Annotated in this window: 13 protein-coding genes; 11 read left to right on the plus strand and 2 right to left on the minus strand. The window is 73.4% G+C overall.

What is annotated here, in order from left to right; genetic code table 11:
• The first annotated feature begins 101 nt into the window (after window positions 1-101).
• The 10 genes from IAG43_RS29370 (at window position 102) to IAG43_RS29415 (ending at window position 21,055) form a co-directional block, all read left to right on the plus strand.
• The gene (locus tag IAG43_RS29370) at window positions 102-1,844 is read left to right on the plus strand and encodes an ABC transporter family substrate-binding protein (protein ID WP_187743682.1); all 1,743 of its coding nucleotides are present in this window, start codon (window positions 102-104) and stop codon (window positions 1,842-1,844) included.
• Between the two features lie 81 nt (window positions 1,845-1,925).
• Window positions 1,926-3,773 carry an ABC transporter ATP-binding protein gene (locus IAG43_RS29375; RefSeq protein WP_187743683.1) on the plus strand — a complete coding sequence of 616 codons (1,848 nt, stop codon included), beginning with the start codon at window positions 1,926-1,928 and terminating at the stop codon, window positions 3,771-3,773.
• The gene (locus IAG43_RS29380; protein ID WP_187743684.1) at window positions 3,770-5,572 is read left to right on the plus strand and encodes an ABC transporter ATP-binding protein; all 1,803 of its coding nucleotides are present in this window, start codon (window positions 3,770-3,772) and stop codon (window positions 5,570-5,572) included. The genes IAG43_RS29375 and IAG43_RS29380 overlap by 4 nt, the downstream gene beginning before the upstream one ends.
• Window positions 5,559-6,356 (plus strand): thioesterase II family protein, encoded by a 798-nt coding sequence (locus IAG43_RS29385; RefSeq protein WP_187743685.1) that lies wholly within the window; start codon window positions 5,559-5,561, stop codon window positions 6,354-6,356. Before IAG43_RS29380 ends, IAG43_RS29385 begins: the two co-directional genes overlap by 14 nt.
• Window positions 6,357-6,360: 4 nt before the next feature.
• Window positions 6,361-8,040 carry a condensation domain-containing protein gene (locus IAG43_RS29390; protein WP_187743686.1) on the plus strand — a complete coding sequence of 560 codons (1,680 nt, stop codon included), beginning with the start codon at window positions 6,361-6,363 and terminating at the stop codon, window positions 8,038-8,040.
• Entirely contained in the window at window positions 8,037-10,247 is a 2,211-nt protein-coding gene (locus tag IAG43_RS29395) for a penicillin acylase family protein (RefSeq protein ID WP_187743687.1), read from the plus strand. Before IAG43_RS29390 ends, IAG43_RS29395 begins: the two co-directional genes overlap by 4 nt.
• Complete coding sequence (locus IAG43_RS29400) at window positions 10,244-11,848, plus strand: amino acid adenylation domain-containing protein (protein ID WP_187743688.1); 1,605 nt, start codon at window positions 10,244-10,246, stop codon at window positions 11,846-11,848. Before IAG43_RS29395 ends, IAG43_RS29400 begins: the two co-directional genes overlap by 4 nt.
• A gap of 2 nt (window positions 11,849-11,850) precedes the next feature.
• On the plus strand, window positions 11,851-16,788 hold the full coding sequence (locus tag IAG43_RS29405; RefSeq protein WP_187743689.1) for a non-ribosomal peptide synthetase: 4,938 nt from the start codon (window positions 11,851-11,853) through the stop codon (window positions 16,786-16,788).
• Complete coding sequence (locus tag IAG43_RS29410; RefSeq protein WP_187743690.1) at window positions 16,785-20,840, plus strand: non-ribosomal peptide synthetase; 4,056 nt, start codon at window positions 16,785-16,787, stop codon at window positions 20,838-20,840. The genes IAG43_RS29405 and IAG43_RS29410 overlap by 4 nt, the downstream gene beginning before the upstream one ends.
• The gene (locus tag IAG43_RS29415) at window positions 20,837-21,055 is read left to right on the plus strand and encodes an MbtH family protein (protein ID WP_187743691.1); all 219 of its coding nucleotides are present in this window, start codon (window positions 20,837-20,839) and stop codon (window positions 21,053-21,055) included. The genes IAG43_RS29410 and IAG43_RS29415 overlap by 4 nt, the downstream gene beginning before the upstream one ends.
• Before the next feature lie 137 nt (window positions 21,056-21,192).
• Here the strand turns inward: IAG43_RS29415 and IAG43_RS29420 are convergent, their stop codons facing one another.
• Together IAG43_RS29420 and IAG43_RS29425 are read right to left on the minus strand one after the other, a co-directional pair.
• Window positions 21,193-21,822 carry a maleylpyruvate isomerase N-terminal domain-containing protein gene (locus tag IAG43_RS29420; RefSeq protein ID WP_187743692.1) on the minus strand — a complete coding sequence of 210 codons (630 nt, stop codon included), beginning with the start codon at window positions 21,820-21,822 and terminating at the stop codon, window positions 21,193-21,195.
• A gap of 29 nt (window positions 21,823-21,851) precedes the next feature.
• Window positions 21,852-22,703: an AfsR/SARP family transcriptional regulator gene (locus tag IAG43_RS29425; protein WP_187743693.1), complete on the minus strand. Its 852-nt coding sequence runs from the start codon at window positions 22,701-22,703 to the stop codon at window positions 21,852-21,854.
• A gap of 448 nt (window positions 22,704-23,151) precedes the next feature.
• On the opposite strand from IAG43_RS29425, the gene IAG43_RS29430 reads away from it, so the two are divergent.
• Window positions 23,152-26,583 (plus strand): AMP-binding protein, encoded by a 3,432-nt coding sequence (locus IAG43_RS29430; RefSeq protein WP_187743694.1) that lies wholly within the window; start codon window positions 23,152-23,154, stop codon window positions 26,581-26,583.
• The last annotated feature ends 1 nt before the right edge of the window (window position 26,584 follow it).

Here is a 26,584-nt window from a genome sequence, read left to right on the forward strand (position 1 = left end):
CGGACACGCGTGCCCGACCCCGCGGCGCCGCTCGTGGCGTCACCCGTCGCGGCCCGGTCCGCCGTACCGCCACCCCTTCGCCCCAGACCCGGAGGCCCGTCATGTCCGCAGACCGGGACGCGCACGCTCCCGCCGACAGCACCACCCCCGCCGTCGCACCGGACCCCGAGCCCGTGCGGCGCGGCGGCCGGTACGTCCACGCCGTCGAGAAGGCGATCGGGAACTGGAACCTGCTGCACGCCGAGGGGAACGTCGTGGAGACCGGCACCGTGGTGCAGATCCTGGCGCCCAGCGCGTACGTGGCCTTCCCCGACCTGCGGCACCACTGGAATCGCGACCTGCTCGCCGCCGAACCCGAGATCGTGTCCACCGACCCGCAGACACTCGTCTACCGCATCAGGCCGGAAGCGGTCTGGAACGACGGCACCCCGCTGACCGCGGACGACTTCGTCTACACCCACCGTGTCCAGAACGGCTTCGACAGCCCGGCCTGCAAGGTGTCCACGCACGCCGGGTACGAACTGGTCGAGTCGGTGACGGCCTCGTCCGACGGACGCACCGTGACCGTCGTCTTCCGCAAGGGGGAGTACTTCCCCGACTGGCAGGCGATGTTCTCGTACCTGCACCCGGCGCACATCGCGGCCCGGCACGGCGACCTGGACACGCCCGAGGGCCTGGCCGCCGCCTTCCAGTCGTTCAACGGCCGGCCGCCGACCTGGTCGGCGGGGCCGTACGCGATCGACGACGCGACGACCGACCGGAGGATCGTCCTCGTCCCCAACCCCCGCTGGTACGGACGTGTGCGGCCCGCCCTGGACACGGTCGTGTTCGAAGTGGTCGACGACCAGAGCCGGCTGCTGCCCGCACTGCGGGAGCGCCGCATCCACGGAATGAACCCCCAGCCGGACGCCGAGCTCGTCGCCGCCGTCGCCGCCCTGCCCGGAGTCAGCCACACGGTCGGCAAGGGATTCGTCTGGGACCACCTGGATCTCAACGTCCGCGTGCCGCATCTGCGCGACGCCGTGCTGCGCCGCGCGCTGTTCACCGCCGTGGACCGCGCGGCGATCACGGACGCGACCATCGGGCGCTTCGTCCCGGACGCGCGACCGCTCGGCAGCCACAACTTCGTCCCGGGCATGCCCGACTACCGTGACGTCATCGCCGCGACCGGCCAGGGACAGGGGGACTGCACGCGTGCCCGGAGGGACCTCGCCGAAGGCGGGTACACCCTGGCGGCCGACGGGCTGCGCGCCCCCGACGGGACGCTCGTCCCCCGGCTGCGCCTGCGATGCCTCGCCGGCAACCGGTTGCGCACCCGGGTCGCCGAACTCGTCGCCGAGCAGTGGAACCGCATCGGCGTCCGGACCGACGTCGTGCCCATGACGCAGCTCGGCAGCGTCCTGGACACCGGTGACTACGACGCCGTGCTGTTCGGGTGGAACGCCAACCCGGTACGGGTCGGTCCCGCGCGCGACATGTGGGCCACGGGCGGCGGGATGAACTACGGCGGCTACTCCGACCCGGAGGTCGACCGGCTGATCGGCGAGGCCGCCGCCACCCTCGACCTCACCGAGGCGCACGAGCTGCTCAACCGCGCCGACGAGGAGATGAGCCGGGACGCCTACGTGCTGCCGCTCTACCAGCGGCCCACCTTCCTGGCCGTGGCGTCCGAGTTCGCCAACATCCGTGACAATCCGACCAACGGACTGGTCATCCACAACATCGAGGAGTGGGGTGTGCGGGACACCCCGGCGCACACCTCAGAGCACACGCCGGCGCACACGCCGGATCGCACCCCGGCGCATTCCCTGTCCCGGACCCCGCCCGAGGCCCCGCCGGCGTAACCGCCCGAGAACCGTGGCCCCCTAGGGTCGGTCGGCGCACGGCACCCCCGGCGAACGTTCAGGGCGGAAGGAGAGTCGCAGGTGGCGCAGGACGCAACCGGTGCTCGGCGAGCAGGGATCCGGCGGACCCGGTGGAAGGCGCCGATCGCCGTTCTGGCCGGCGACATGTGGCGCACGGACCGCCGGAACACCCTGGTGCTGGGTCTTCTGATCGCGCTGGGCTCGGTGCTGCCGGCGACCCTCGCGGTCACGTCCGGTCTGCTGGCCGGTGCGCTGCTGGACTCCGGCTCCCGCTCCGGCCTCGATCGCCGAACGGTCGTCGTCGCCCTGCTCCTGGGGGTGGTCTTCCTCCTGCTCCAGACGGTGGGCCCGGTCGCCCAGGCGGTCGCCGAATCGCTGGGCAGGCGCCTGGACCGGTCGGTGTCACAGCGCACGATGGCCGCGCTGGGCGGGCCGGCGGACCTGGCGCGAGTGGAACATCCCGAGACCGTGGGGCTGGCCGCCGCGGTCGACGGCCCCCTGGGCGGGGGCACCGTCCGGGACGCCGTGATCGGCACGGTCGGGATCGGCATCGCCCGGGGCGGAGCGGTATGCGGCGCCCTGGTGCTGTTCGCGTACCGGTGGTGGCTGGCGGTCCTGCTGCTCGCCGCCTACGGGTACGCGATGGTCGTCGTCTCCCGCATGTACCAGGCCGCCCTCGAATCGGCCGAAGGCGCCCCGGCGATGATGCGCCGCGCGATGTACCTCAAGGACACGCTGTGCACACCGGCCGCCGCCAAGGACGTCCGCACCTTCGGACTGGCCGACTGGCTCCTCGGCCGGTACACCGCCGAGTGGCGTTCGGCCATCGCCCGTGCCCGCCGCGACCGCACCGGAGTCGGACGGGTCAGTCTGCTCAGCGGCTGCGCCGTCCTGGCCGTCCAGGGACTGGCGTTCCTCGTCCTCGCCCGGGACATGGCGAACGGTGACCTGTCGATCGGCCGGTTCACCGCGTTCGCCGTGGCGAGCACCGGCCTGCTGGGGCTGAGCATCGTCACCCCGGACCTGCTGAACATCGCGGTCGGCGGCACGATGCTCACGTCGCTCGCCGAGCTGGAGGAGCGCACCGGCAGGCCGGCGGAGCACACCGGGGACGCCCCGGCCCGCTTCCGTACGGCGATCGTGTTCGACGGGGTCGGGTTCCGCTATCCCGGGTCCGACACGTGGGTGCTGCGCGATCTCCACATGACGATTCCCGCGGGCACCTCCCTGGCCGTGGTCGGCGTCAACGGCGCGGGAAAGACCACCCTGGCCAAGCTGCTGTGCGGACTCCACCGGCCCACCGAGGGACGCATCCTGGTCGACGGAGTCGACATGCGCGACATCCGGCCCGACCTGTGGGCGCGTCACTGCGCGGCGCTCTTCCAGGACTGGATCAGATGGAGCCTGCCGCTGCGGGACAACGTCGTGCTCGGCGCGCCCGGCCACCCCGTGACCCCGCAGGCGCTGGAGCGGACCGCACGCTCGGCGGGCCTGCTCGGCCTGGTCACCGAGCTGCCGGACGGCTGGTCGACCGTCCTCAGCCGCGAATTCGGCGGCGTGGACCTGTCCGGTGGCCAATGGCAGCGCGTCGGGCTCGCGCGCGCCCTGTGGGCGCTGTCGGCGGGCGCGGAGACCCTGCTTCTCGACGAACCCTCCGCGGCGCTCGACGTGCGCGGCGAGACCGAGCTGTACGACCAGCTGCTCGACGCCGCCGCGGGGAAGACGGTGGTGCTGATCTCGCACCGGTTCTCCACGGTGCGCCATGCCGACCGGATCGTGGTGCTCGACGGCGGCGCGATCGCGGAGCAGGGCGGCCACGCGGCACTCATGGCGACGAACGGACTGTACGCGCGCATGTTCCGCGTCCAGGCGGAGCGGTTCACGGCCGGAGCGGAGACCCAGCGATGACCACCCTCCCGGCGGCGCGGCGCCGGAGCCCCCTCGGCGCCGCCATCGGACTGTCCCTCGAAGCCGACCGGAGGGCGACGCTGATCACGTTCGTCACCTTCGGGCTGCGGCCCACCGTGCTCGTCCTCGTCTTCTACCTGGTGAAGGTGATCGTCGACGCGGCAGCCGCCCACGACACGGGAGCACTCGCCGCGGGGGTGGCCGGCATCGCGCTCGCCAGCGCCCTGGCAGTGGGCAGCGTCACCTACTCCATCGAGCAGTCCGTCCGCATGATCGAGGGAACGGCCGCGGTCGTCGACCGGCGGCTGATGACGCTCATCGGCCGGCTCCCGGGCGTCGCCCACCTCGACGACCCCGGCGTCCGGGACCAGATCGAGGTCCTGCGCCAGGAGCGTGTCCACCTCTCCGAAGGCGGCGACGCCTTCTCGCTCGTCCTCGGTGCGACCGTCCGCGCCGCGGTCACCGGCGTGATCCTCGCCATGATCCAGCCGGTGCTCCTCCTCCTGCCGCTGCTCGCGGTACCGCCCCTGCTGGCGACCCGGCGCGCGCAGCGGCACCGCGACGAGGCGGTCGGGCGGGCAGCCGGCGCCGCCCGTCTGGCCCGCCATCTGCTCGCGGTCGGCGCTTCGCCCGCGGCCGCCAAGGAGCTCAGGCTGTTCGGGCTGGGGCCGCACCTGCGCGCCCGGCACGCGGAGGCGGCCGGCGCCGCGGACCGGGAGGTCACCCGCACCGTGTGGCGCAACCTCATCGCCACGAGCGCGGCCTCGGCGCTGTTCGCCCTCGGCTACTGCGCGGCCCTGATGTTCGTGCTGTACCGCTTCACACGAGGACAGGTGTCACTCGGCGACGTGATCCTCACCCTGGGACTCGTCACCTCGGTCAGCACCCAGCTCAACCAGGGCGTGCAGTTCTTCGGCTTCCTCCAGCAGGCCCTCGCCGCCTCGCGGCGCCTGCTCCGCCTGGAGGAGTACGCCGACCGCGCGGCCCACGGCGCCGGCGAAGGCGTGCCGGCCGAGCGCCTGACGGACGGCATCCGGCTCGAGGCCGTGGAGTTCCGCTACCCGGGCAGCGACAGCAGGGCCCTCGGGGACGTCGACCTGGTGCTGCCCGCGGGCAGCGTCGTCGCGGTGGTCGGAGCCAACGGCGCGGGCAAGTCCACTCTGATCAAACTCCTCGCCGGCCTCTACCGCCCCACCAGCGGACGGATCACCGTCGAAGGCACCGATCTCGCCTCCGTCGACGCAGACCTCTGGCACCGGCGCACCAGCGCCTGCTTCCAGGACTTCAGCCGCCTGGAGTTCTCCGTCCGCCACAGCGTCGGCGCGGGCTCGCCGGCCCTCGCCGAGGACGACGCCCACGTCACCCGGGCCGTGGAGCAGGGGGGAGCGGCCGGACTCGTGGCCGGCCTGCCCGGAGGACTCGCCGCACACCTCGGCCGGTCCTACGACGACGGCGTCGACCTGTCCGGTGGCGAATGGCAGCGCATCGCACTGGCGCGGGCCAGAATGCGTCCCGCGCCGTGCCTGCTCGTCCTCGACGAACCCACCGCCGCCATCGACCCGCTGGCCGAGGACGCGCTTCTCACCGCCTACGTCCGGGCAGCCCGGCAGACCGTCGCCCGGTCCAACGGCATCACCCTGTTCGCCTCGCACCGCCTGTCCACCGCACGCCTCGCCGACCTGATCGTCGTCGTCGACCAGGGACGCATCGCACAACTCGGCGTCCACGAGGACCTGATGGCCCAGGACGACGGCATCTACCGGGACCTCTACGAGAGGCAGTCCCGTGCCTACGCGTGACGGCACCCGCCCCGGGCCGGCCACCGGGGCGGGCCTCTGGTTCCCCGCCCCCGCCGCCCCGGGCGACTGCGCCGTCCGCCTGCTGTGCCTGCCCTACGCGGGCGGCTCTCCCGTCATGTACCGCACCTGGGACGAGGCCCTCGCGGACACCGCGGACGTGCTGCCGGTCTGCCTGCCGGGGAGGGCCCACCGGTGGGGCGAGCCGCTCCGGCACGATCTGCACCGGATCGCCGACGACGTGGCCGAAGCCGCCGCGCCGCTGCAGAGGGACCTGCCGCTGGCGCTGTTCGGGTACAGCCTGGGCGCGCTCCTGGCCTTCGAGGTGGCACGGCGCCTGACCCGGCGGGGCCGCCCGCCGCTCCTGCTCGTCGTCGCCGCCTGCGCACCGCCCCGCTCGCGCGAGGCCCTGTCACCCAAGCACACCCTGCCCGACGAGGAGTTCATCGCCGTGTTGCGACAGATGGGGGCGACCCCTCAAGCCATCCTCGACGACGAGGAGATGCTGTCCCTGCTGCTGCCGATGCTGCGGTCCGACTTCGCACTCGCCGACCGCTACCGCCGCACACCGGGCCCCGCGCTGTCCGTGCCGGTCGTCGCCCTGGCGGGTCGCGACGACCCCGAGGCGGGACCCGAGGTGATGTCCGGCTGGGCCCGCGAGACGCACCAGCCCCTGCGCCGTCTCGACCTGGACGGCGGCCACCTGTTCATCGAGGAGCGCCGGCCCGAGGTCGTGGCGCTGGTGCGGTCCGCGCTGCGCAGCGCAGTGGCGCACCAGGAGCGCTGAGCCCATGGGCACCGTGGAGGGAGGCACGCCGATGGACGACGGCTCCGTACCGCAGGGGCGACACGACCCCCGCACCGTGGCCGGGATCGCCCGCCGCAACTGGCAGGAGCTCCTGCACGTCCCCGAGGTCGACGACGACGCGCACTTCTTCGCGCTCGGCGGCCATTCGATGCTCGCCACGCGACTGATGTCCCGTATGCGCAAGGCACTCGACGCCGAGCTCCCCGCCGGCCTCATCTTCGAGCACCCGGTCTTCGCGGACTTCGCCGCCCGCACCGCCACCGTGCTGGGCGACGGGTCGGTCACCGCCGGGGAACGGCCCCGCCCCTCGGGACGGGTGTCGGGCCCGGTGTCGCCCCAGCAGGAGCGGCTGCTGCGTATCGAGGACGTCCTCGGCCCGTCACCGGTCCACAACATCGTCGTGCCCGTGGCGCTGGATTCGCCCGTCGACGGCTCCGTCCTGCGGCTCGCGCTCCATGCGCTGCTGACCCGGCACGGCGCGCTGCGCCTGGCCTTCCCGGCACCGGACGGGGGCGGGGATCACCAGCAGGTGATCGTTCCGCCGTGGACACCCGACGATGTCGACCTGGTGGAGCGGGACGCGCCGTCGGGAACCGACGGCCGGGCCGAGGACGCCGCCGTCCTCAAGGAGGTGCGCCGCACCCACCTGCGACCCTTCGACCTCACGCGGGGCAACCTGCTGCGCGCCCAGCTGTTCCGCCGCCGTCACGCGGCCGACCTGCTCGTGCTGCACCTCCACCATCTGGCCGTCGACGGCGTGTCGCAGACGGTCCTGCTCGACGATCTCGCCGAGGCGTACACACAGACGGTCTCCCAGGGCTCTCCCCGTCCGGCCGACGGCGACGCCCTCACCCACGTCGACTACGCACTGCGCCGAGCGGACGCGCACGACGCCGTACCGGCCGGCTCCCGCCGTCACTGGACGCGCGTGGCCCGCGACCTCGCGGCCGACCTCGCCGCCGCCGAGGAGCCGGCGCCGAGCGCCGTGCGGTACGTGCGCCGCACCGCCGAGGTGGACGGCTCCGTACTGCTCGGGCTGCGCGCTCTGGCCGAGGCCGAGGGCACCACCGACTTCGTCACGGCGACCGCGGCCGTCGCCGCCGCTCTCGCCGCGGCCTCGGGCCGCAGGCACATCGGCATCGGCACCCTGCTCGACAACCGCGCGCACGCCTCGCACGAGCGCACCGTCGGCCCCTTCGCGAACAGCACCCTGCTCGCCGTCCCGGTGCCCGGCGGCGCGACACCGCGCGACACCGTCCGGGCCACCCGGACCGAGGTCACCGAGGCCCGGCGGTGCGCCGACAGCCCGCTGGACGAACTCCTCGGTCCGCCCTGCGCCGTGCTGGGGCTGCGCCCCGACGACCTGGTGGACGCGGTGGTCGCCTTCGACCGGCCCTACCGGGCCCCCGCCGGCTCTGCCCTCCGGCTGTCACCGCTGTACGACCACGGGGGTCTCCTGGTGCCCTCCGCGCTCGGCCCGCGCCTGAGCATCACCCTGTTCGCCCACGACAGCGGCACTTTGAGCGTCGTCGTCGAACACGCGGAGCACCCCGACCCCCGACGGCCGGACACCGTGCTGAACGCCGTGGTGGACACCCTGCGGCTGTTCGCCGGGGCCCCCGACCCGGCCGCCGCCACGGGGACCGCGGGGGTGCCGCGGTGAACGGCACCGCGCCCGCCCGGCTGCGGACCGCCGACGGCATCGTCGAGATCGCCCTCGACGGGCCCGGCCGGCCGGTCGTGCACGCACCCACCTGGACGGCCGCCGCGTACGGCCTCGGCTGGGCGGTCGCCCGGCACCGCCGCGGGCAGATGGACCTCATGCGGCGCCGCAGCCACGGACGGCTCGCCGAGACATCGGGTCCGCCGGCCGCCCGTTCCGATCTGCGGCAGCGCACCCTCGGACTGGCGCAGGTCGCGCGCGCGTGCTGGGAGCTGCTGCCCGTGTCGCAGCGGCGCACGCTGGAGGCGTACGCGGACGGCGTCAACGCCGCCGCGCCGGACGGACCCGGCGGGGCATGGACCCCGGTGGACTGCATCGCGGTCACCCAGGGGCTGTTCCAGGCACTCTCGTCCGACGGACAGGACGTCCGCATGGTCGAGGTGATGCGCCGGACCCTGCCGGCCGCGGTCACCGGCTTCCTGCTCGATCCGCAGGACGAATTCGCCGTGGGCATCGACGGCACCGTGCCGGAGACGGCGAGATCCCCCCTGCCACTGGCCGAGCTGCGGGCCCTGATGGCCGAACCCCCCGGCCCCCCGGGGCCGCTCGTGGTGTCGGAGGGGCGCCCGGTCGGCAGCAACGCCTGGGCCGTCACCGACGGAGACACCGCCGTCCTCGCCAACGACATGCACCTGGAACTGACCAGCCCGTCGCTGATGTACGCCGCACGGCTCGTCGTGGGGGACACCGGTGTCACCGGCGTGACCGTACCCGGCCTGCCCGTGATCGTCGCCGGCACCAACGGCCGGATCGCGTGGGGATTCACCCGCCTGCCGGCCGACACCTGCGAGGTGCGGGAGCTGACCCCGGGAAGCACCCCGGGGACGTACCGGCACGACGGCCGTGACGAGCCGTTCACCGTGAGGACGGAACGCGTCGCCGTCCTGGGCGGCGACGACATCGGCATCGAGGTGCTCGACACCCCGTGGGGACCGGTCGTCGACGAACTGCGCGGGCGCCCGCTGGTGCTGAGCTCGAACCTCACCGACCCCACGGCACTCGACTTCTCCCTCGCCGGACTGTACGAGTGCGCCGACGTGACCGAAGCGGCCGACCTGCTCAACGACTGCGGCATGCCTCCCCTCAACGCCCTGCTCGCGGACACGGCGGCCGATGTCGCCTGGACCGTGACGGGACGCCACCCGCGGCGCGCGGGCGGGCCGCGCGGCTTCTGCGACGCGGAACGGGACGTGTGGCCGACACCGCGCCTCGCCCCCCACGAGCTGCCGCGGCTGGTGTCACCACCGAGCGGACATGTGATCAGCTGCAACAACGGGGACGCCGCCGGCCGGACCGAGCGCCTCGGGTGGAACTTCTTCCCCGGCACCCGCGCCCGCCGCGCCGCCGCGTCGCTCGCCGCGGACGGCCCGCACGACGAGGCCCGCTCCGGCGCGCTGCAACTCGACCTGGACGCGGAGCTCTACGCGTACTACCGGGACCTGGCCCTGCGGTACACGCCCGAGCGTGCTCCCGAGCCGCTGCGCTCACTGCGCGACGAGGTCCTGGCCTGGCGGGGCACGTCGCACCACGACGAGTACGGCCTCGCCCTGCTCGTGGTGTTCCGGGAACTGCTGCGCGAGGAACTGTTCGCCGCCGTCACCCGCCCCTGCCGGAGGTACGACGCGGCCTTCACCTACTGCTACAACGGCCACGAGGGACCTCTGCGGCGTCTCGTCGACGCCCTGGCCGCGGACATGGTGCCGAAGCCCTGGCCCGGGCCGGCCCCCTTCGTCGTGGCCATGCTCGGCGGCGCCAGGGCACTGCTCACCAAGCGCACCGGCAGCGCCGGACCCACGCGGTGGGGGAGCGTGAACGTCCTCGCCCCGACGCCCCTCGGCGACGACCCGGCCGGCCGCACCGGCGTGAGCGGAGCCGGACTCTCCGGCTGCCCGGAGAGCCTGCGCGTCACCCAGCCCGACTTCGGCGCCGCCATGCGCCTGGTCGTCGCGCCCGCCCGCCCCGGCGAAGGACTGCTGACGGTACCGGGCAGCCCCGCCGGCACCGGCACCGCCGATCGGGACCACGTCGCACGCTGGGTGGCGGGGCGCACGCACCCGCTGCCCGGACACGATCCCGTGCCGCACGGCGACCCCGGGGACGCACGGCGGTCCGCGCCGCTCCACACGCCGACGGGGAGGACCCTGTGAAGACCGCACCGCTCGGACCGTCACCGCGCACCCTCGGCGACGTCCTGCGCCACTCCGCCCGGCGCTTCGCCGAACGCCCGGCGCTCCGCGCGGGGCCCCTGCTCCTGACCTACGCCGGGCTCGACCGCTGCACCGACGCGCTGGCCGCCAGGATCCGCGCGGCTGGAGTCCGGCCCGGCGAACGCGTCGGCCTCTGCGTGGCCCGCGGCCCCCTGGCCCTGGTCGCCTCCGCGGCCCTGATGCGCGCCGGCTGCTCCTACGTCCCCCTCGATGCGGCGCATCCCTCCCAGCGGCTGCGCCACATCGTCGGCAACGCCGGGCTGAAGGCGGTCGTCCGCGACGAATCCGGCCGCGCCGCACCCGAGATCGCGGAACTGACCGCGCTGCACGTCGACGGGGACGACCTGACCCCCGGACCCGTCACCGGACCCCTCGCCGGCTCCGGCACCGGCGACGACGCCGGGCCCGACCCGCACTCCGCGGCGTACGTGATGTACACCTCCGGCTCCACCGGCGTGCCCAAAGGGGTGGAGGTGACCCACGCCAACGTCCTCGCCATGCTCGCCGACGCCCTGCCGCTGTTCGGCTTCACCGACCACGAGGTGTGGCCCCTGCAACACGCCCACGGGTTCGACGTCAGCGTGTGGGAGATGTGGGCGGCGGTGGCGGTCGGCGCCACGCTGGTCGCGGTTCCGCCCGACGCCCAGCAGAACCCCGAGTCCCTGGCCGAGCTGCTGCTACGCCACAGCGCCACACGGCTCCACATCGTCCCCAGCGTCTTCCAGCACCTCACCGAGGTGCTGGAGGAGGAGGCGGCGCGGCTGCCGCTGCGCAACGTCACCTTCTGCGGCGAAGCCCTCAACTACCGTGCCATCCGCACCTGGAGCCGGTCGCAGCCCGGACCGCAGCCCGCGTGGTGCAACGTCTACGGCATCACCGAGACCACGGTCTACAACACGTTCAAGCGGCTGACGGCCGAGGAGGTGGTACGCGCCGACCCGGCGACCCCCATCGGCACGGCGTACGACCACAGCCCGGCAGTCGTCCTCGACGCGGATCTGCGGCCGCTCCCTCCGGGACGCACCGGGGAGATCCTCATCGGCGGCCGCCAGGTGGCACGCGGGTACGTCGGGATGCCCGGACTGACCGCGGAGCGCTTCGTCACGCTGCCCGGCAGACCGGGCCGCTGGTACCGCACCGGAGACCTCGGCCACACGGACGGCGCGGGGCAGCTGCACTACGTCGGGCGCCGGGACGACCAGGTCAAGATCCGCGGCTTCCGCATCGAGCTCGGCGAGATCGACCACGCCCTGCGGGCCGTGCCCTGGATCGGCGACGCGGCCGCCGTGGTCCAGCACACGGCGCGCGGGGAACCGGTCCTGGCCGCCTGCGTCGTCCCCGGGCACACCGCGGAAGGCGAGGCCGGGGCCGGCGGCCGGCCCGCCGGCGGGCTCCTGGACAGGCTCCGCAAGGAGCTGGCCGCCGCCCTGCCGGAGCACATGCTCCCCGGCCGCGTCGTCTGCCTGGACCGGCTGCCGCTGAACGCCAACGGCAAGACGGACCGGCGCGCCCTGGCGGAAGACCTTTCGCGAAGGAGCTGACGATGGAAGACAAGGCCCCGCTCTCGTTCGGGCAGGAAGCCCTCTGGCTCGCCGGGGAACTCGTCCCCGACCTCTCGGCATACGTGATGCTCGCCGCGTGGGAGCTGTCCGGCCCGCTCGACGCGGGCGCCCTGGAGCGGGCGCTGGCCGCGCTCGTCGGCCGGCACGAGCTGCTGAGCTCCGCACTGGTACCGGTGGACGGACGGCCCGAGCAGGTGACCCGCCGCGGTGCGCCGTTCGGACTGCGCCACGTCGATCTGCGCGACCGGGCCGGACAGGCGCAGGACGACGCCGTCGCCGACGACCTCGCGGGAGTGCTGGAGAAGCCGTTCGACCTCTCGGCCCCGCCCCTGCTCCGCGGTGTGCTGTTCCGCCTCGCGGCGCGGCGGCACACCCTGGTGCTGGTGACCCACCACATCGTCTGGGACGGCGCCTCCGACGTCCTGCTGCGGCGGGAGCTGTCCGAGCTGTACGCGGCGCAGGTCGAGGGAAGGCAGCACACGCTGCCCGAACTGACCGTGCAGTACGCGGACTTCGCCTGGTGGCAGCGCCAGGAGGCGGCGGACGGCATGCGGGAGTCGGTCGAGCACTGGGCGCGGCGGCTGCGGGACGTGCGCGCCACGGAGCTGCCCACGGACCGGCCGAGGCCCGCGCTGCGCCGGTTCACGGCGGCCTTCTGCCAGGTCGCGCTCCCGGCGGCCGCGGTGCGCGGTGCGGCGGAGCTGGCCCGTGCCGCCTCGGTCTCCCCGTTCGTCGTCCATCTCGCGGTCTTCGACCTCCTGGTGGCGCGGTGGTCGGACGAGCCCCGGGCCGTGGTCGGCACGCCCCTGCCGGGGCGGGACGAACCGGAGCTGGAGAACCTGCTCGGCTACTTCGTCAACTCCGTCGTCCTGGTTGCCGACTGCGACCCGCGGCTGACCCTGGCCGACCTGCTCGTCGCGGTCCGCGAGAACCTCTCCGACGCGTTCGAGCACGGGGACGCTCCCTTCCACCACGTCGTCGAACGCGTCAATCCGCCCCGCGACAGCAGCCGCCACCCGCTGTACCAGGTCGCCTTCCAGTACGTGCCCGGGAGCGAGCCCCTGAGCCTGACCGGTGTGGACGCGACGGAGGTGAGCGACCGGCTGCTGCGCCGCAGCGAGATCACCACCGAGTTCGACCTCCTGGCCGAGGTAAGGGAATCGGCGGACGGAGGGCGTGTCCTGAGCCTGCGCTATGCCACGGAGCTGTTCGACGCCACCACGATGGACGCCTTCGCCCGGGCCTACGCCGAACTCCTCGGCGCCGCCGTCGCGGCCCCCGATGCCACGCTTGCCCGGCTCGCCGAGGCCGCCGTGTCCCTGCCCGCCCCGGGCACGAAGCCCCTCGCGGCCCCCGGGCAGCCGCCGCACCGCCTGCCCCCGGACGATGCGCCCCGCGCGACCGCTCCCCGCACGGAACTCCACGGGCGCGTCGCGGCCGTGTGGGCGGAGATCCTGGGACTGCCGGAGATCGACTGCTCGGCCAACTTCTTCGCCATGGGAGGCACCTCCCTCCTCGGCGCCCAGCTCGTGCGCCGGCTCCGCGCGGATCTGGGCCTTGTCGTCGATCTGATCGACCTGTTCGAAAGCGAGTCGGTCGACGGCCTGGTGGCGTTCCTCGGCGATGCGTCAGCCGGGTCCGGGGCCGGCGCGCCCACCCGTCCGCGACTCGTGCGCAAGCCCCGCACGGATGCCGTTCCGTTGTCTTTCGGTCAGCGGCGTCTGTGGTTTCTGCAGCAGTTGGAGGGTGTGGGGTCGGCGTACAACATTCCGGTGTGTCTGCGGTTGCGGGGTGGGGTGGACGCTCGGGCGTTGGGGTTGGCGTTGGGGGATGTGGTGGGGCGGCATGAGGTGTTGCGGACGGTGGTGGAGGTGGTGGACGGGGTGCCGTGTCAGCGGGTGCTGGGGGTGGGTGCGGTGCCTGTGCTGAGTGTGCGGTCGTGTGGTGTGGGGGAGTTGGCGGGTCTGGTGGGGGAGGCGGTGGGGTGGTCTTTCGATCTGTCGGTGGATGTGCCGGTGCGGGGGTGGTTGTTCGATGTGGGTGGGGGTGAGTGTGTCTTTGTTCTGGTGGTGCATCACATTGCGGCTGACGGGTGGTCGTTGGGTCCTCTGCTGAGGGATGTGGCGTCTGCGTACGGGGTGCGGTGTGCGGGGGGTGTGCCGGTGTGGGGGGAGTTGCCGGTGCAGTATGCGGATTTCGCTTTGTGGCAGGGCGAGTTGTTGGGTGGGGTGGGGGATCCGGGGAGTCTGGTTTCTCGTCAGTTGGGGTTTTGGCGAGGGGCTTTGGCGGGGGTTCCGGAGGAGTTGGTGCTGCCGTTCGACCGGGCGCGGCCGGTGGTGGGGAGTTTCCGGGGTGGTTCGGTGGGTGTGGATGTGGGGGCGGGGGTGCATGCGGGTGTGGTGGGGGTGGGTCGGGAGTGCGGGGCGAGTGTGTTCATGGTGTTGCAGGCGGGGTTGGGGGTGTTGTTGTCGAGGTTGGGTGCGGGGTCGGATGTTCCGTTGGGGTGTCCGGTGGCGGGGCGTTCGGAGGAGGGGCTTGAGGATCTGGTCGGTTTCTTCGTGAATACGCTGGTGATGCGGGTGGATGTGTCGGGTGATCCGAGTTTCCGGGAGTTGGTGGGCCGGGTCCGGGAGGTGAATCTGGGGGCGCTGGCGCATCAGGACGTGCCGTTCGATCTGCTGGTGGAGGAGCTGAACCCGCCCCGGTCGGCCGCCCGCAACCCCCTCTTCCAGGTGATGGCCGTGTTCCAGGACATGCCCACGGCCCTTCCGTCCTTCCACGGACTCGACGCCGGCACCGAACCCGTGGTCACCGACCGCTCCAAGGTCGACCTGCTCTTCGACTTCACCGAACGGACCGGCCCCGCCGGAGAGCCCGCCGGGATCAAGGGCGTGATCGACTACAGCGCCGACCTGTTCGACGAGGGGACGGTACTGCGGATCGCCGGCATGTTCACCCGCGTCCTGCGGCAGCTCGCCGACCGACCCGACCTGCCCCTCAGCCGGATCGAGCTCCTGGACCCCGAGGAACGCGCGGCCCTCGCCCGCCGGTCCCGCGGTGCCGCCGCCGGCCGGGCCGTCTGTGAGCCGCGGACGCTGGTCTCGCTCTTCGAGGCCCAGGCGGCCAGGACCCCCGGCCGCACCGCGGTCGCGGCAGGCGGCGACGTGCTCGACTACGCGGAGCTGAACAGCCGGGCCAACCGTCTGGCGCACCGACTCCTCGCGATGGGCGCGGGCCCCGAATCACTGGTCGCGCTGTGTCTCGAACGCCGTGCCGAACTCGTCGTCGCGGTACTCGCCGTCCTGAAGGCGGGCGCGGGATACCTGCCGCTCGACCCCCGGTACCCCGCCGCCCGGCTGTCCCGCATGCTCGACGACGCCCGCCCGGTGCTGACCCTCGCCACCCGGGACACCCTCGGGGCGCTGCCCGGAGGGCCGGACGCCGGCCCGGCCGTGCTGCTCCTGGACGCTCCCCGCGACGCGGACCCCGAGGCGGAGCCGGCCAACCCGACCGATGCCGACCGGACGGCCCCGCTGCGGCCCGCGCACCCCGCCTACGTCATCTACACCTCCGGCTCCACGGGGCGCCCGAAGGGAGTGGTCGTACCCCATTCCGCAGCGGCGAACCTGGCCGCCTGGGCGGCGCGCACGTTCGGCCCGGGGGTGCTGGACCGCGTGCTGTTCACCACGTCGCTCAGCTTCGACGTCTCCGTCTTCGAGCTCTTCGGGCCGCTGGTGAGCGGTGGCAGCGTCGAGATCCACCACAACCTCCTCTCCCTCGCCGACCGCGATCCCCGGGGCCCCGTCGCGACCCTGGTCAGCGGCGTGCCGTCGGCCCTGGAGCAACTGGTGACGCACGCCCGGGTGCGCACGAGCGCGGAGACCGTCGTCCTCGCGGGCGAGGGGCTGACCAGGACGGCCGCGCGCACCGTGGCGTCGGGTCTCGGCGCGCGGAACCTGTGGAACGTCTACGGCCCCACGGAGGCGACGGTCTTCGCCACGGCGTGGTCGACCACGGCCCCGGCGGAGAAGACGCCCCCCGTCGGGGTGCCGCTGGACCACACGTGCGGATACGTCCTCGACGACCGGCTCCGCATGGTGCCGCCGGGCGTCACCGGTGAGCTCTACATCGGCGGCGAGGGCCTCGCGCGGGGCTACCTGGGTGCCCCGGCCCTGACCGCGGAACGCTTCGTGGCCTGTCCGTTCGGCCCGCCGGGGGCCCGGATGTACCGCACCGGCGACCTGGTGCGCTGGAACGGCGACGGAGACCTGGAGTACCTCGGCCGCGTCGACCAGCAGGTGAAGGTCCGCGGATTCCGCATCGAGCCGGGTGAGATCGAGGCCCTTCTGGAGCAGCACCGCGACGTGGCCCAGGCGGCCGTGGTGGTGCGTGCGGACCGGGCGGAGGACCACCGGCTCGTCGCCTACGCCGTCCCCGTACCCGGGCGCACACTCCGGGGCCCGGACCTGCGGGACCGGCTGCGGGCGGAACTCCCCGGGCACATGGTCCCGTCCGCGGTGACCGTCCTGGAGGCACTGCCCCTCACACCGAGCGGCAAGCTGGACCGGGCGGCCCTGCCCGCCCCCGACGTCACGGCCGGAGCCGCCGGCTTCGCCCCGCCGCGAACCCCCCGGGAGGGCGAGCTGTGCCGGCTCTTCGCGGAGATCCTGGACGTGCCCCGGGTCGGCAGGGACGGCAACTTCTTCGAGCTCGGCGGCCATTCCGTGCTGGCCATGCGCCTCATCGGCCGGGTACGCACGAAGATCGGCGTCGACCTCGACGTCAGGGACGTCTTCGAGGCCCCGACTCCCGCCGGCATCGCGGCCCGCGCCGCCGACCGCGCCGGACAGCGGCCGCGGCCCGCGCTGCGCCGGATGAGAGACCAGCGGACCGTACCGGAGCAGGGGGCCGAGCGATGATTCCGTTGTCTTTCGGTCAGCGGCGTCTGTGGTTTCTGCAGCAGTTGGAGGGTGTGGGGTCGGCGTACAACATTCCGGTGTGTCTGCGGTTGCGGGGTGGGGTGGACGCTCGGGCGTTGGGGTTGGCGTTGGGGGATGTGGTGGGGCGGCATGAGGTGTTGCGGACGGTGGTGGAGGTGGTGGACGGGGTGCCGTGTCAGCGGGTGCTGGGGGTGGGTGCGGTGCCTGTGCTGAGTGTGCGGTCGTGTGGTGTGGGGGAGTTGGCGGGTCTGGTGGGGGAGGCGGTGGGGTGGTCTTTCGATCTGTCGGTGGATGTGCCGGTGCGGGGGTGGTTGTTCGATGTGGGTGGGGGTGAGTGTGTCTTTGTTCTGGTGGTGCATCACATTGCGGCTGACGGGTGGTCGTTGGGTCCTCTGCTGAGGGATGTGGCGTCTGCGTACGGGGTGCGGTGTGCGGGGGGTGTGCCGGTGTGGGGGGAGTTGCCGGTGCAGTATGCGGATTTCGCTTTGTGGCAGGGCGAGTTGTTGGGTGGGGTGGGGGATCCGGGGAGTCTGGTTTCTCGTCAGTTGGGGTTTTGGCGAGGGGCTTTGGCGGGGGTTCCGGAGGAGTTGGTGCTGCCGTTCGACCGGGCGCGGCCGGTGGTGGGGAGTTTCCGGGGTGGTTCGGTGGGTGTGGATGTGGGGGCGGGGGTGCATGCGGGTGTGGTGGGGGTGGGTCGGGAGTGCGGGGCGAGTGTGTTCATGGTGTTGCAGGCGGGGTTGGGGGTGTTGTTGTCGAGGTTGGGTGCGGGGTCGGATGTTCCGTTGGGGTGTCCGGTGGCGGGGCGTTCGGAGGAGGGGCTTGAGGATCTGGTCGGTTTCTTCGTGAATACGCTGGTGATGCGGGTGGATGTGTCGGGTGATCCGAGTTTCCGGGAGTTGGTGGGCCGGGTCCGGGAGGTGAATCTGGGGGCGCTGGCGCATCAGGACGTGCCGTTCGATCTGCTGGTGGAGGAGCTGAACCCGCCCCGGTCGGCCGCCCGCAACCCCCTCTTCCAGGTGATGTTCACCCTCCAGAACGGCATCGCCTCGACCGTCCGCTTCCCCGGCCTGGAGGTCAGCGCCGAGGACGCCGGCGTACGCCCCGCCAAGTTCGACCTGACCTTCGCCCTCGAGGAGGAGTTCGGCCCCGCCGGCGAGCCCGCCGGGATCAAGGGCGTGATCGACTACAACGCGGACCTGTTCGACGAGGGGACGGTACGGCGGATCGCCGGCATGTTCCCCCGCGTCCTGCGGCAGCTCGCCGACCGACCCGATGCCCCCGTCGGCCGGCTGACGGTCAACGGGCCCGAGGAGGACCGGCTGCTCGAGCACTGGTCCGGTGGCCCGGCCGGCCCTTCGCGGACCGCCGCCACCACGCTCGTCGACGCCTTCCAGGAGCAGGTACGCCGGACGCCCGACGCCGTCGCCGTCGGCTGCGGCGCGCACCGGCTCACCTACCGGCAGCTCAACGCGCGGGCCAACCGGCTCGCCCGCCACCTCCGTACGCTCGGAGCGGGCCCGGAACGCATGGTGGCGGTCGCCCTGCCGCGCTCCACCGAGCTGGTCGCGGCCCTGCTGGCCGTACTCAAGACCGGCGCCGCGTACGTCCCCGTCGACACGGCGTATCCCGAGCGGCGCATCGCCCACGTCCTGCGTGACGCGGACGCGCTGGTGCTGGTGACGACGTCCGAGGCGGCCCGCGGCCTGCCCGGGCAGGCCGTACCGCGCCTGCCGCTCGACAGCGAGGAGACCCGGGCGGCGCTGGACGCGCACCCCGGCACCGACCTGCGCGACGACGAACGGACCAGCCCCCTGCTCCCGGACCACCCCGCGTACACGATCCACACCTCGGGATCCACGGGGACGCCCAAGGGCGTGGTCGTGACCCACCGGAACGTCCTGCGCCTGTTCGCCTCCACCAGGCGCTGGTTCAGCTTCGGCGAGGCCGACGTGTGGACCCTCTTCCACTCCTTCGCGTTCGACTTCTCCGTCTGGGAGCTGTGGGGGCCGCTCCTGCACGGCGGCAGGCTGGTGGTCGTCCCGTACGAGACCAGCAGGTCCCCCCGGGAGCTGCTGCGGCTGCTCGCCGACGAGCGGGTCACGGTCCTCAACCAGACGCCGTCTGCCTTCCACCAGCTGATGCGGGCCGACGCCGAGCATCCGGAGACCGGCCGGCGCCTGGCCCTGAGGTACGTCGTCTTCGGCGGCGAGGCCCTCGACCCGGGCCGGCTGGCCGACTGGTACACGCGGCACGCCGCCGACGCCCCCCGCCTGGTCAACATGTACGGCATCACCGAGACGACCGTGCACGTGACCGCCCTGCCGCTCGAGCGGGGGCACACCGCCGAGGGGCGCCGCAGCCCGATCGGCTCCGGCATCGCGGATCTGCGGGTCCACGTCCTGGACGAGCGGCTGCGGCGGGCGCCGATCGGCGTGGCGGGTGAGCTCTACGTGTCCGGACCGGGCCTGGCACGCGGCTACCTGAACCGGCCCGCGCTGACGGCCGGACGGTTCGTCGCCGACCCGTACGGCCCGCCGGGCGGCCGCATGTACCGCACTGGGGACATCGTCCGGTGGCGGTCGGCGGGCGGACTGGAGTACCTCGGACGCGCCGACGACCAGATCAAGCTGCGGGGGTTCCGGATCGAGCCCGCGGAGGTGGAGGCCGCCCTGCTCGACTGCGACCGGGTCGAGCAGGCCGCGGTGGTCCTGCGCGAGGACCGGCAGGGCGATCGGCGCCTGGTCGCGTACGCCACCGGCCCCGAGCCGGGTCCGGAGGCCGAGGCGGAGCTCCGCCGGCAGGCGGGCCTCCGGCTGCCCGGGCACATGGTGCCCTCCGCCTGTGTGGTGCTGCCCGCGCTGCCGCTCACCGAGAACGGCAAACTCGACCGGAAGGCGCTGCCCGCCCCGCGCGCCGACGCGGCCGGCCCGGTGGGGCGGGCCGCGCGGGACGCCGGCGAGCAGAGGCTGTGCGACCTGTTCGCCGAAGTGCTCGGCCTGCCCGAAGTCGGCCCGGAACAGGGGTTCTTCGAGCTCGGCGGACATTCGCTGCTGGCCGTGCGGCTGATCGAACGGGTACGTGCGGTACTGGGCGCCGAGATCGGGATCGGCACGCTCTTCACGGCGCCCACCCCTGCGGCCGTCGCCCGCCGTCTGCGGGAGACCGGAGCCGGGCCGGCCGACGACTCCCTCGGCCCCCTCCTGGCCCTCCGCGCCGACGGCGCCCGGGCACCGGTCTTCTGCGTCCACCCGGCCGCGGGAACCAGCTGGGTCTACGCCGGTCTGCTGGCCCACCTGGACGGCGGGCAGCCGGTGTACGGGCTCCAGTCGCCCGGACTGACCCCGGGCGGCCGGGTGGCCGGCACCTTCGACGAGTTGGTCACCGACTACCTCCGCACGATGCGGCAGGCCCAGGCCCATGGCCCGTACCACCTGCTGGGCTGGTCCTTCGGCGGCATGGTCGCGCACGCGATGGCGACCCGGCTCCAGCAGGAGGGGGAGAAAGTGGCGCTGCTCGCACTCCTGGACGCGTATCCGGGCGAAGGGAGAGGGGGCGTCCTGCCCGCGGAGGGCGACGTGCGGACCGCTCTGTTCGAGTCGCTCGGGCGGCGCGAAGACGGCCACGGAGCCACCGGTGCACCCGGTGCCGCGCTGGCCGACGTCTTCGGACAGCAGTACCGCGCACTCCGGGAACTGGGCGACGACCCGCTCGCCACGGTGACGCGGACCTTCACCGACCACTGCCGACTGGCCGGGGGGTTCCGCCCCGGCCGGTTCGAGGGCGACGCCCTCGTGTTCGCCGCCACCTGGGAGGACCACGACGGTGCCGCCACACGCGACCCCCGGGACTGGCGGCGCCATGTGACCGGCCGGGTCGAGGTGCACCGACTGCCCTGCGGACACGGCGAGATGACGAGCCCCGCCGCGCTCGCCCGCATCGGTCCGGTGCTGGCGGCCCGGCTGGACGACGCCACGGGAGCCGGTGCGCTCGACGCCACCGGGACGACCACGACACACGGAGGACTCCGATGAGCAACCCGTTCGAGGACACCGACGGCACCTATGTCGTTCTGGTCAACGACGAGGGGCAGCACTCGCTGTGGCCCGAGGACATCGACGTGCCGGGTGGCTGGACGACGGTGCACGGGCCGGCGGGACACGCCTCGTGCGTGGAGTACGTCGAGGAGAACTGGGCGGACATGCGTCCGCGGAGTCTCGCCGAGGCCATGGACCGGCCGCGGCCCTGACCGAGCGGCGGGGCGGCCGGGCGGCGTGGCCTACTCCCGCCCGGGCCGGGCGCCGGCGCCCGGCCGGGCCGTGTCGGCGACCCCCGGCCGGGCCGTGCCGCCTGCTCCCTGGCGGGCAGCCGCGCCGGCCGCCGCGGTCAGAACGCGGAGACCGTCGCCGGCGCCCGCTCGCTCCGGCTGAGCGCCCGGAGCAGGGCGGTCGGCCCGTGACGTCGCACGGCGAGCCGCGACAGGAGTGCGATCGTCTCCTCGTAGTGGGCGGCGGGGAGTTCGGGAGTCGGCTCGCCGACACTCACCGCCAGGTCGTCGCAGTGCACCGTCAATTCGACGAGACGGGTCAGCAGGAAGTCGTCGAGCGTCAGGCTCCACATGCCGGGGAGGTCGACGACCCGGTCCGCGGGCTGCGCGGCGACGGCCGGAGCCAGCCGGCCCACGGCCCCGGACACGCGTTCGGCCAGACTCCCCGGGCCGTCGGCCGCGGCCTTCTCCCCCCGCTCGCGGATCGCGAGATGCTCCTCGCTCTGGGGATCCGCGTCCAGCCAGTCGTCACCGGTGTAGTGGTCGAGCAGGGGGAGGGGACGCGCGCCGGAGGCAGGGGCGGCGAGCAGCGGTTCGACCAGCACGACGTTGCGCGCGAGATGGCCGCAGAGGCCGCCCACCCGGTATCCGGGAAGGACGCTCGGAGCGTTCCATGCCGCGGCCACGGACGGGTGGCCGATCAGATCTGCCGCGGCCGCGGCCCCTTGGAGAAAAGCCTCTCGGATCATGGGGAGAGTGTAGGACGAATGAGCGGCCGTCAGGCTTTGGTCCGCCGCTCCCGGTGGGCTGCCGTATGCCCGGGGCAGTTGATGGATTCCCAGCTGTCGGCGTCGAGCCGACCGTGCATCGCGCGGGAGTAGGCGAGGCGGGTAGCGGGTTCCGGGGCTGCCTGCAGGTCTTCGCGCAGGCGCGTCGCGCAGATGTCGTACCAGCGGCGAACCTGATTGAGTTGCCCGAGCTGTGCATGTGTGTACATCAGCATGCGATAGCTTTCCTCGCGATACGGCTCGATCTCCAGGATACGGCGGCAATAGCGCATCACCGAGAGCGGATTGTCTTCCAGCATGCTGGATTCGGCCAGTTGCTGGAGCACGTAGAGGAAGCGGCTCCGAAGCCATTCCCGGTGAACACTGGCCCATTCCATGGGGGCTCCGGCCAGGAAGTCCCCTCCATACAATTCGGCAGCGGCCCGGTAGTGCCGGCCCGCCTCCTGACGGGCCCCGGCCGACTCGGCGCGGTGCCCCTGGTCGACCAGGTCGTCGAAGACCTCGGAGTCCACCCAGAGCCCGCTGGTCTGAAGGGTGTAGCCCGTCTCGCGCGTCACCAGGCGCAGCGACGACGTGCTCGTCCCTCCGGGTGAGGCCTGGTAGTTGGCCAGGACTCTGCGCAGCGCGTGCACCGCCACTTTGAGGGAACTCGAACTCGCCGACCAGAAGGAACCCGGCCACAGCGCCTCGTGGAGTGTTTCCCGCGGCACCACGTGTCCCTGGCGCAGCAACAGGAATTGAAAGAGGTCGCGGGCCTTGCCCGCCTTCCACTGCTGAACCGGCTTCCCGTGAATCGCCAGCTCGAATGCTCCAAGGGTGTAAACCGATATCGCGTGATCCATCGAGCGCAAGACTCCTCGTGAGGGGATCAGGGGTGGGGGGAGCTGATGGCCTCGGATGAGCATGAACCCGGACATTCGGTGAAGATGTCCGTGCGGTGATCAAGCGTGAAATGATGGAACTCGAGTGACAGCGACGGACGTGAGGTTACGCATGTGTCCGTGTCACATGCAAGGGTCCGTACCAAGCCGACGCCATTCGATCCAATGGCGGAATCCCTCCCCGGTATCGAGCGCGTAACTCCCGCGCAACCGGCCCTGCATACGGTCCCGTTCGTCCCCGGCGACGCGCCCGGCAAGGCGGCGGATTCGTCCGCGGCCCGGACCGGACCGCGGGGGGTGTGCCGTGCTCGCCGAAGCGCGGCCGGACGTCCCGGGTACGCGGCCGGCGCCGGCCGGATGAGCGATCCGAGCCCCGTGCCCGAGCTGGTGAACGACGAGGGAGATCCGGTTGACCCGCACATCGACTCCACCCGACCTCGTCGGAGCGGTACGAGCGCGCGCCGAGCGGGAGGCCACGGCCCCCGCGCTGTCCTGGCTCACCGGGCTCGGGGACCGAACCGACTCACGCACCTGCGCCGAACTCGACGACGGGGCCGCCGCGGTGGCCGCCGCGCTGCTCGCCGAAGCCGACCCGGGGGACCGCGTCCTGCTGTTCCAGCCACCCGGACTCGACTTCGTCACCTCCTTCGTCGGCTGCCTGTACGCCGGATGCGTCCCGGTCCCCGTCTACCCTCTGCTCGACACCGCGGAGGAGCGCGCCACGGTCCGCCGCATCCAGGAGGACAGCGGCTCCCGGGTGGCCTGGACCTCCGACGCCGGCATGGCCGAGTACCTGGCGCAGGCGGTCGCCACCCCCGCACTGTGGCGCACCGGTGACGACCGGCACGTGCCGAGCGGGTCCCCGTCTCCCGGCACACTGGCCTTCCTGCAGTACACCTCGGGCTCCACGGCCGAACCGCGCGGCGTCATGGTGACGCACGGCAACCTCGCCGCCAACCTGGCCGCCATTCGCGAAGCGTTCCGTCACACGCCGGACAGCGTGGTGCTGAGCTGGCTGCCCGCCTATCACGACATGGGCCTGATCGGGAACATCCTCCATCCCCTGCACACCGGGTGCCACGCCTACCTGGCCTCGCCGATCGACTTCATCCGCAATCCGACGGCATGGCCCGCCGCCGTGCACACGTACGGCGTGACCACCAGCGGCGCCCCCAATTTCGCGTACGAACTCGTGGCCCGCGCCGTCGAGCGCGACGGCCTGCCTCCCGGTCTCGACGTCAGCGGCTGGCGGACCGCCTACAGCGGCGCGGAACCCGTATCGGCGCGCACGCTCCGCCGCTTCGCCGAGGCGCTCGCCCCGGCCGGGTTCCGGGACGACGCCTTCGTGCCGTGCTACGGGCTGGCGGAATCCACACTGCTGGTGACCTCGGTCCCCGTCGGTGCGGGAGCGACCACGCGCGACACCCCCGACGGGGAAGCGGTCGTCGCCTGCGGAGTGCCCCGCGACTGCGACGTCGCGGTCGCCGGGCCGGACGGCACACCGCTGCCCGCGGGAGAGGTGGGCGAGATCCTGGTGCACGGGCCGGCCGTCGCGGCCGGGTACTGGAACCGGCCCGACCTCACCCACGAGGTGTTCGGCGCGAGCCTCACCGGCAGCGACGGCAGGTGGCTGCGCACGGGCGACCTCGGCTTCCTCGTGGACGGCGAACTCCACGTCACGGGCCGCATCAAGGACGTCATCATCGTGCGGGGCCGCAACCACCACCCCCAGGACATCGAGCGACTCGTCGTCGACCTCGCCCCCGCGGTCCGCCCCGGCTGCGTCGCCGCGTTCGCCGCACCGGACGACCAGGGCGTGGTGATCGTCGCGGAACTGCGCCCGGGACAGAGCCTGGGCGACGGCGACCGGGCACGGATCGCCGGCGCCGTCGCCACGACGTTCGGCCTGGCCTCGCACGAGATCGTCGCGGTGCCCCGGGGCACCGTGCCCAAGACCACCAGCGGCAAGCTGCGCCGCGGCGAGTGCCGGACCCGGTACCTGGCGGACGCGTACGCCGACCACCGCCCCGTCCCCGGCCGGGGCCCCGCCCGGGACGGCGCCGCCCCGGAGGACGCCGTACGCGGCGCCCTGGCCGAGGTGCTCGGCACGGACGCCGGAGACGACCGGCCGCTGACCCTGTCCGGCCTCGACTCACTGGGCGCCGTCCGGCTGACGGAACTCGTCGCACGCCGTACCGGCGTGGACATCCCCGTCCGCGACCTCCTGGGAGGCGCCACCGCCGCCGACCTGATCGAGCGGGTCCACGCCGCCGCGGCGGCGCCTGCCGGGGAGGCCGCCACCGTCACCGGCGAGCTCTCCACGGCGCAGGAATCCCTGCTGTTCCTGCACATGCTCGACCCCGGCAGCGACGCCTACACCATCTCCTTCGCCTGCGAGCCGGGCCCGGACACCGACCACGGGCTGTTCGAGCGGGCGCTGCGCACGGCGCTGGAGCACCAGCCGGAACTGCGTATGCGCTTCACGTCGTCCGGGGCCGGCGGACGACGTGAAGCGGTGTCCGCCCGGCGCATGCGCGACGCCCTCGCCCTGACGCCGGTACCCGTCGCCGAGGACCGCCTGGCCCCGCAGATGTCCGAGGCGGCCGCGCTGCCCTTCGACCCCGAGGACGGGCCGCTCCTGCGCCTGTACCGGTGGCAGACCCCGGCGCGGCGCGTGTACCAGGTCGTGGTGCACCATCTGGTCACCGACCTGTGGTCGCTGTCCCTGGTCCTCCGCGACCTCGGATCCGCCTACTCGGCCCTTGCCGCCGGGCGCCCGGTGCGCCTGCCCGAACCGGGCTCGTACGACGCCTGGGTGCGCGAGCAGCGGGCCTGGCTCGACTCCGCGGAGGCGGGCGAGCGCGACGCGTTCCTGCGCGAGCTGCTGCCCCGGCGGGCCGCGCCGCTCGGCGTGCGCACCGACGTCCCGCGCCCCGCCGTCCGGAGCGGCCGCGGCGCCCGGATCGAGGCGCGGGTGCCCGCGCCGGCACCACCGGGTCCGGCGGGCCGGGACCCGGTGTGCCTCCTGGCCGTGCTGTGGGCCGCGACCCTGGGGCGGTACGGCACGCCCGCACCCGTCGTCGTGGGGGTGCCCGTCGCCGGCCGCACCAGCGGCCGCCACGGCGCCGTCGGCGGCCTGTGCACGAACACGGTCCCGCTGGCACTCGACGTCGGGCCGGACCGCCTCCTGGAACAGGTGGTCGCCGAAGCCCGCGCCCAGCTCGCCGCCGGAATGGACGCCGGCCTCCACCCGCTGGCCCGTGCCGTGGAGGCGGTCCGGCCCGATCGTGCGCCCGGCCGCACACCCCTGGTCGAGACGCTCATCACCTACCAGGAGAACCCGCTGCCGGACGTGCCGGGCCTGCTGGAGGCACTCGCCGGCAGCGAGACCGTCATCACCCTCGGCGACCTCGTGCTGCGGTCCGTCCCGGTGGAGAGGCACAGCTGCCGGTACGACCTGGACCTGGTCGTCACGCCCGGTCGCGACGGTCTCCGCCTGACGCTGGACTACGCCGCCGACCTGTTCACCGAACGCACCGCCCGTGCGGTGCTCGACACCTTCTGCGCGGCACTCGCCGCGGCGGAGCGCGGCGACGCGGCACGGCTCGCCGACATCACCGTCCTGTCCGACCGGGACACCGCACTCCTCGAACGCATCGGACGCGGCGCGACCCCGCCCATGGAGCCCTCGCTGCTGCGGCGGGTCAGGACGGTGGCCGAGGAGACACCCGACGCGCCCGCGGTGCAGGAGCCCCGACGGGCCCGGAGCCACGCAGAGTTCGCCCGGCAGGTCGAGCGGGTCGCCCACGCGCTCCGCTTCGCCGGCGACGGAAGGAGCTGAC

It is taken from the genome of Streptomyces genisteinicus, assembly GCF_014489615.1.
GTDB classification, from domain to species: Bacteria; Actinomycetota; Actinomycetes; order Streptomycetales; family Streptomycetaceae; genus Streptomyces; species Streptomyces genisteinicus.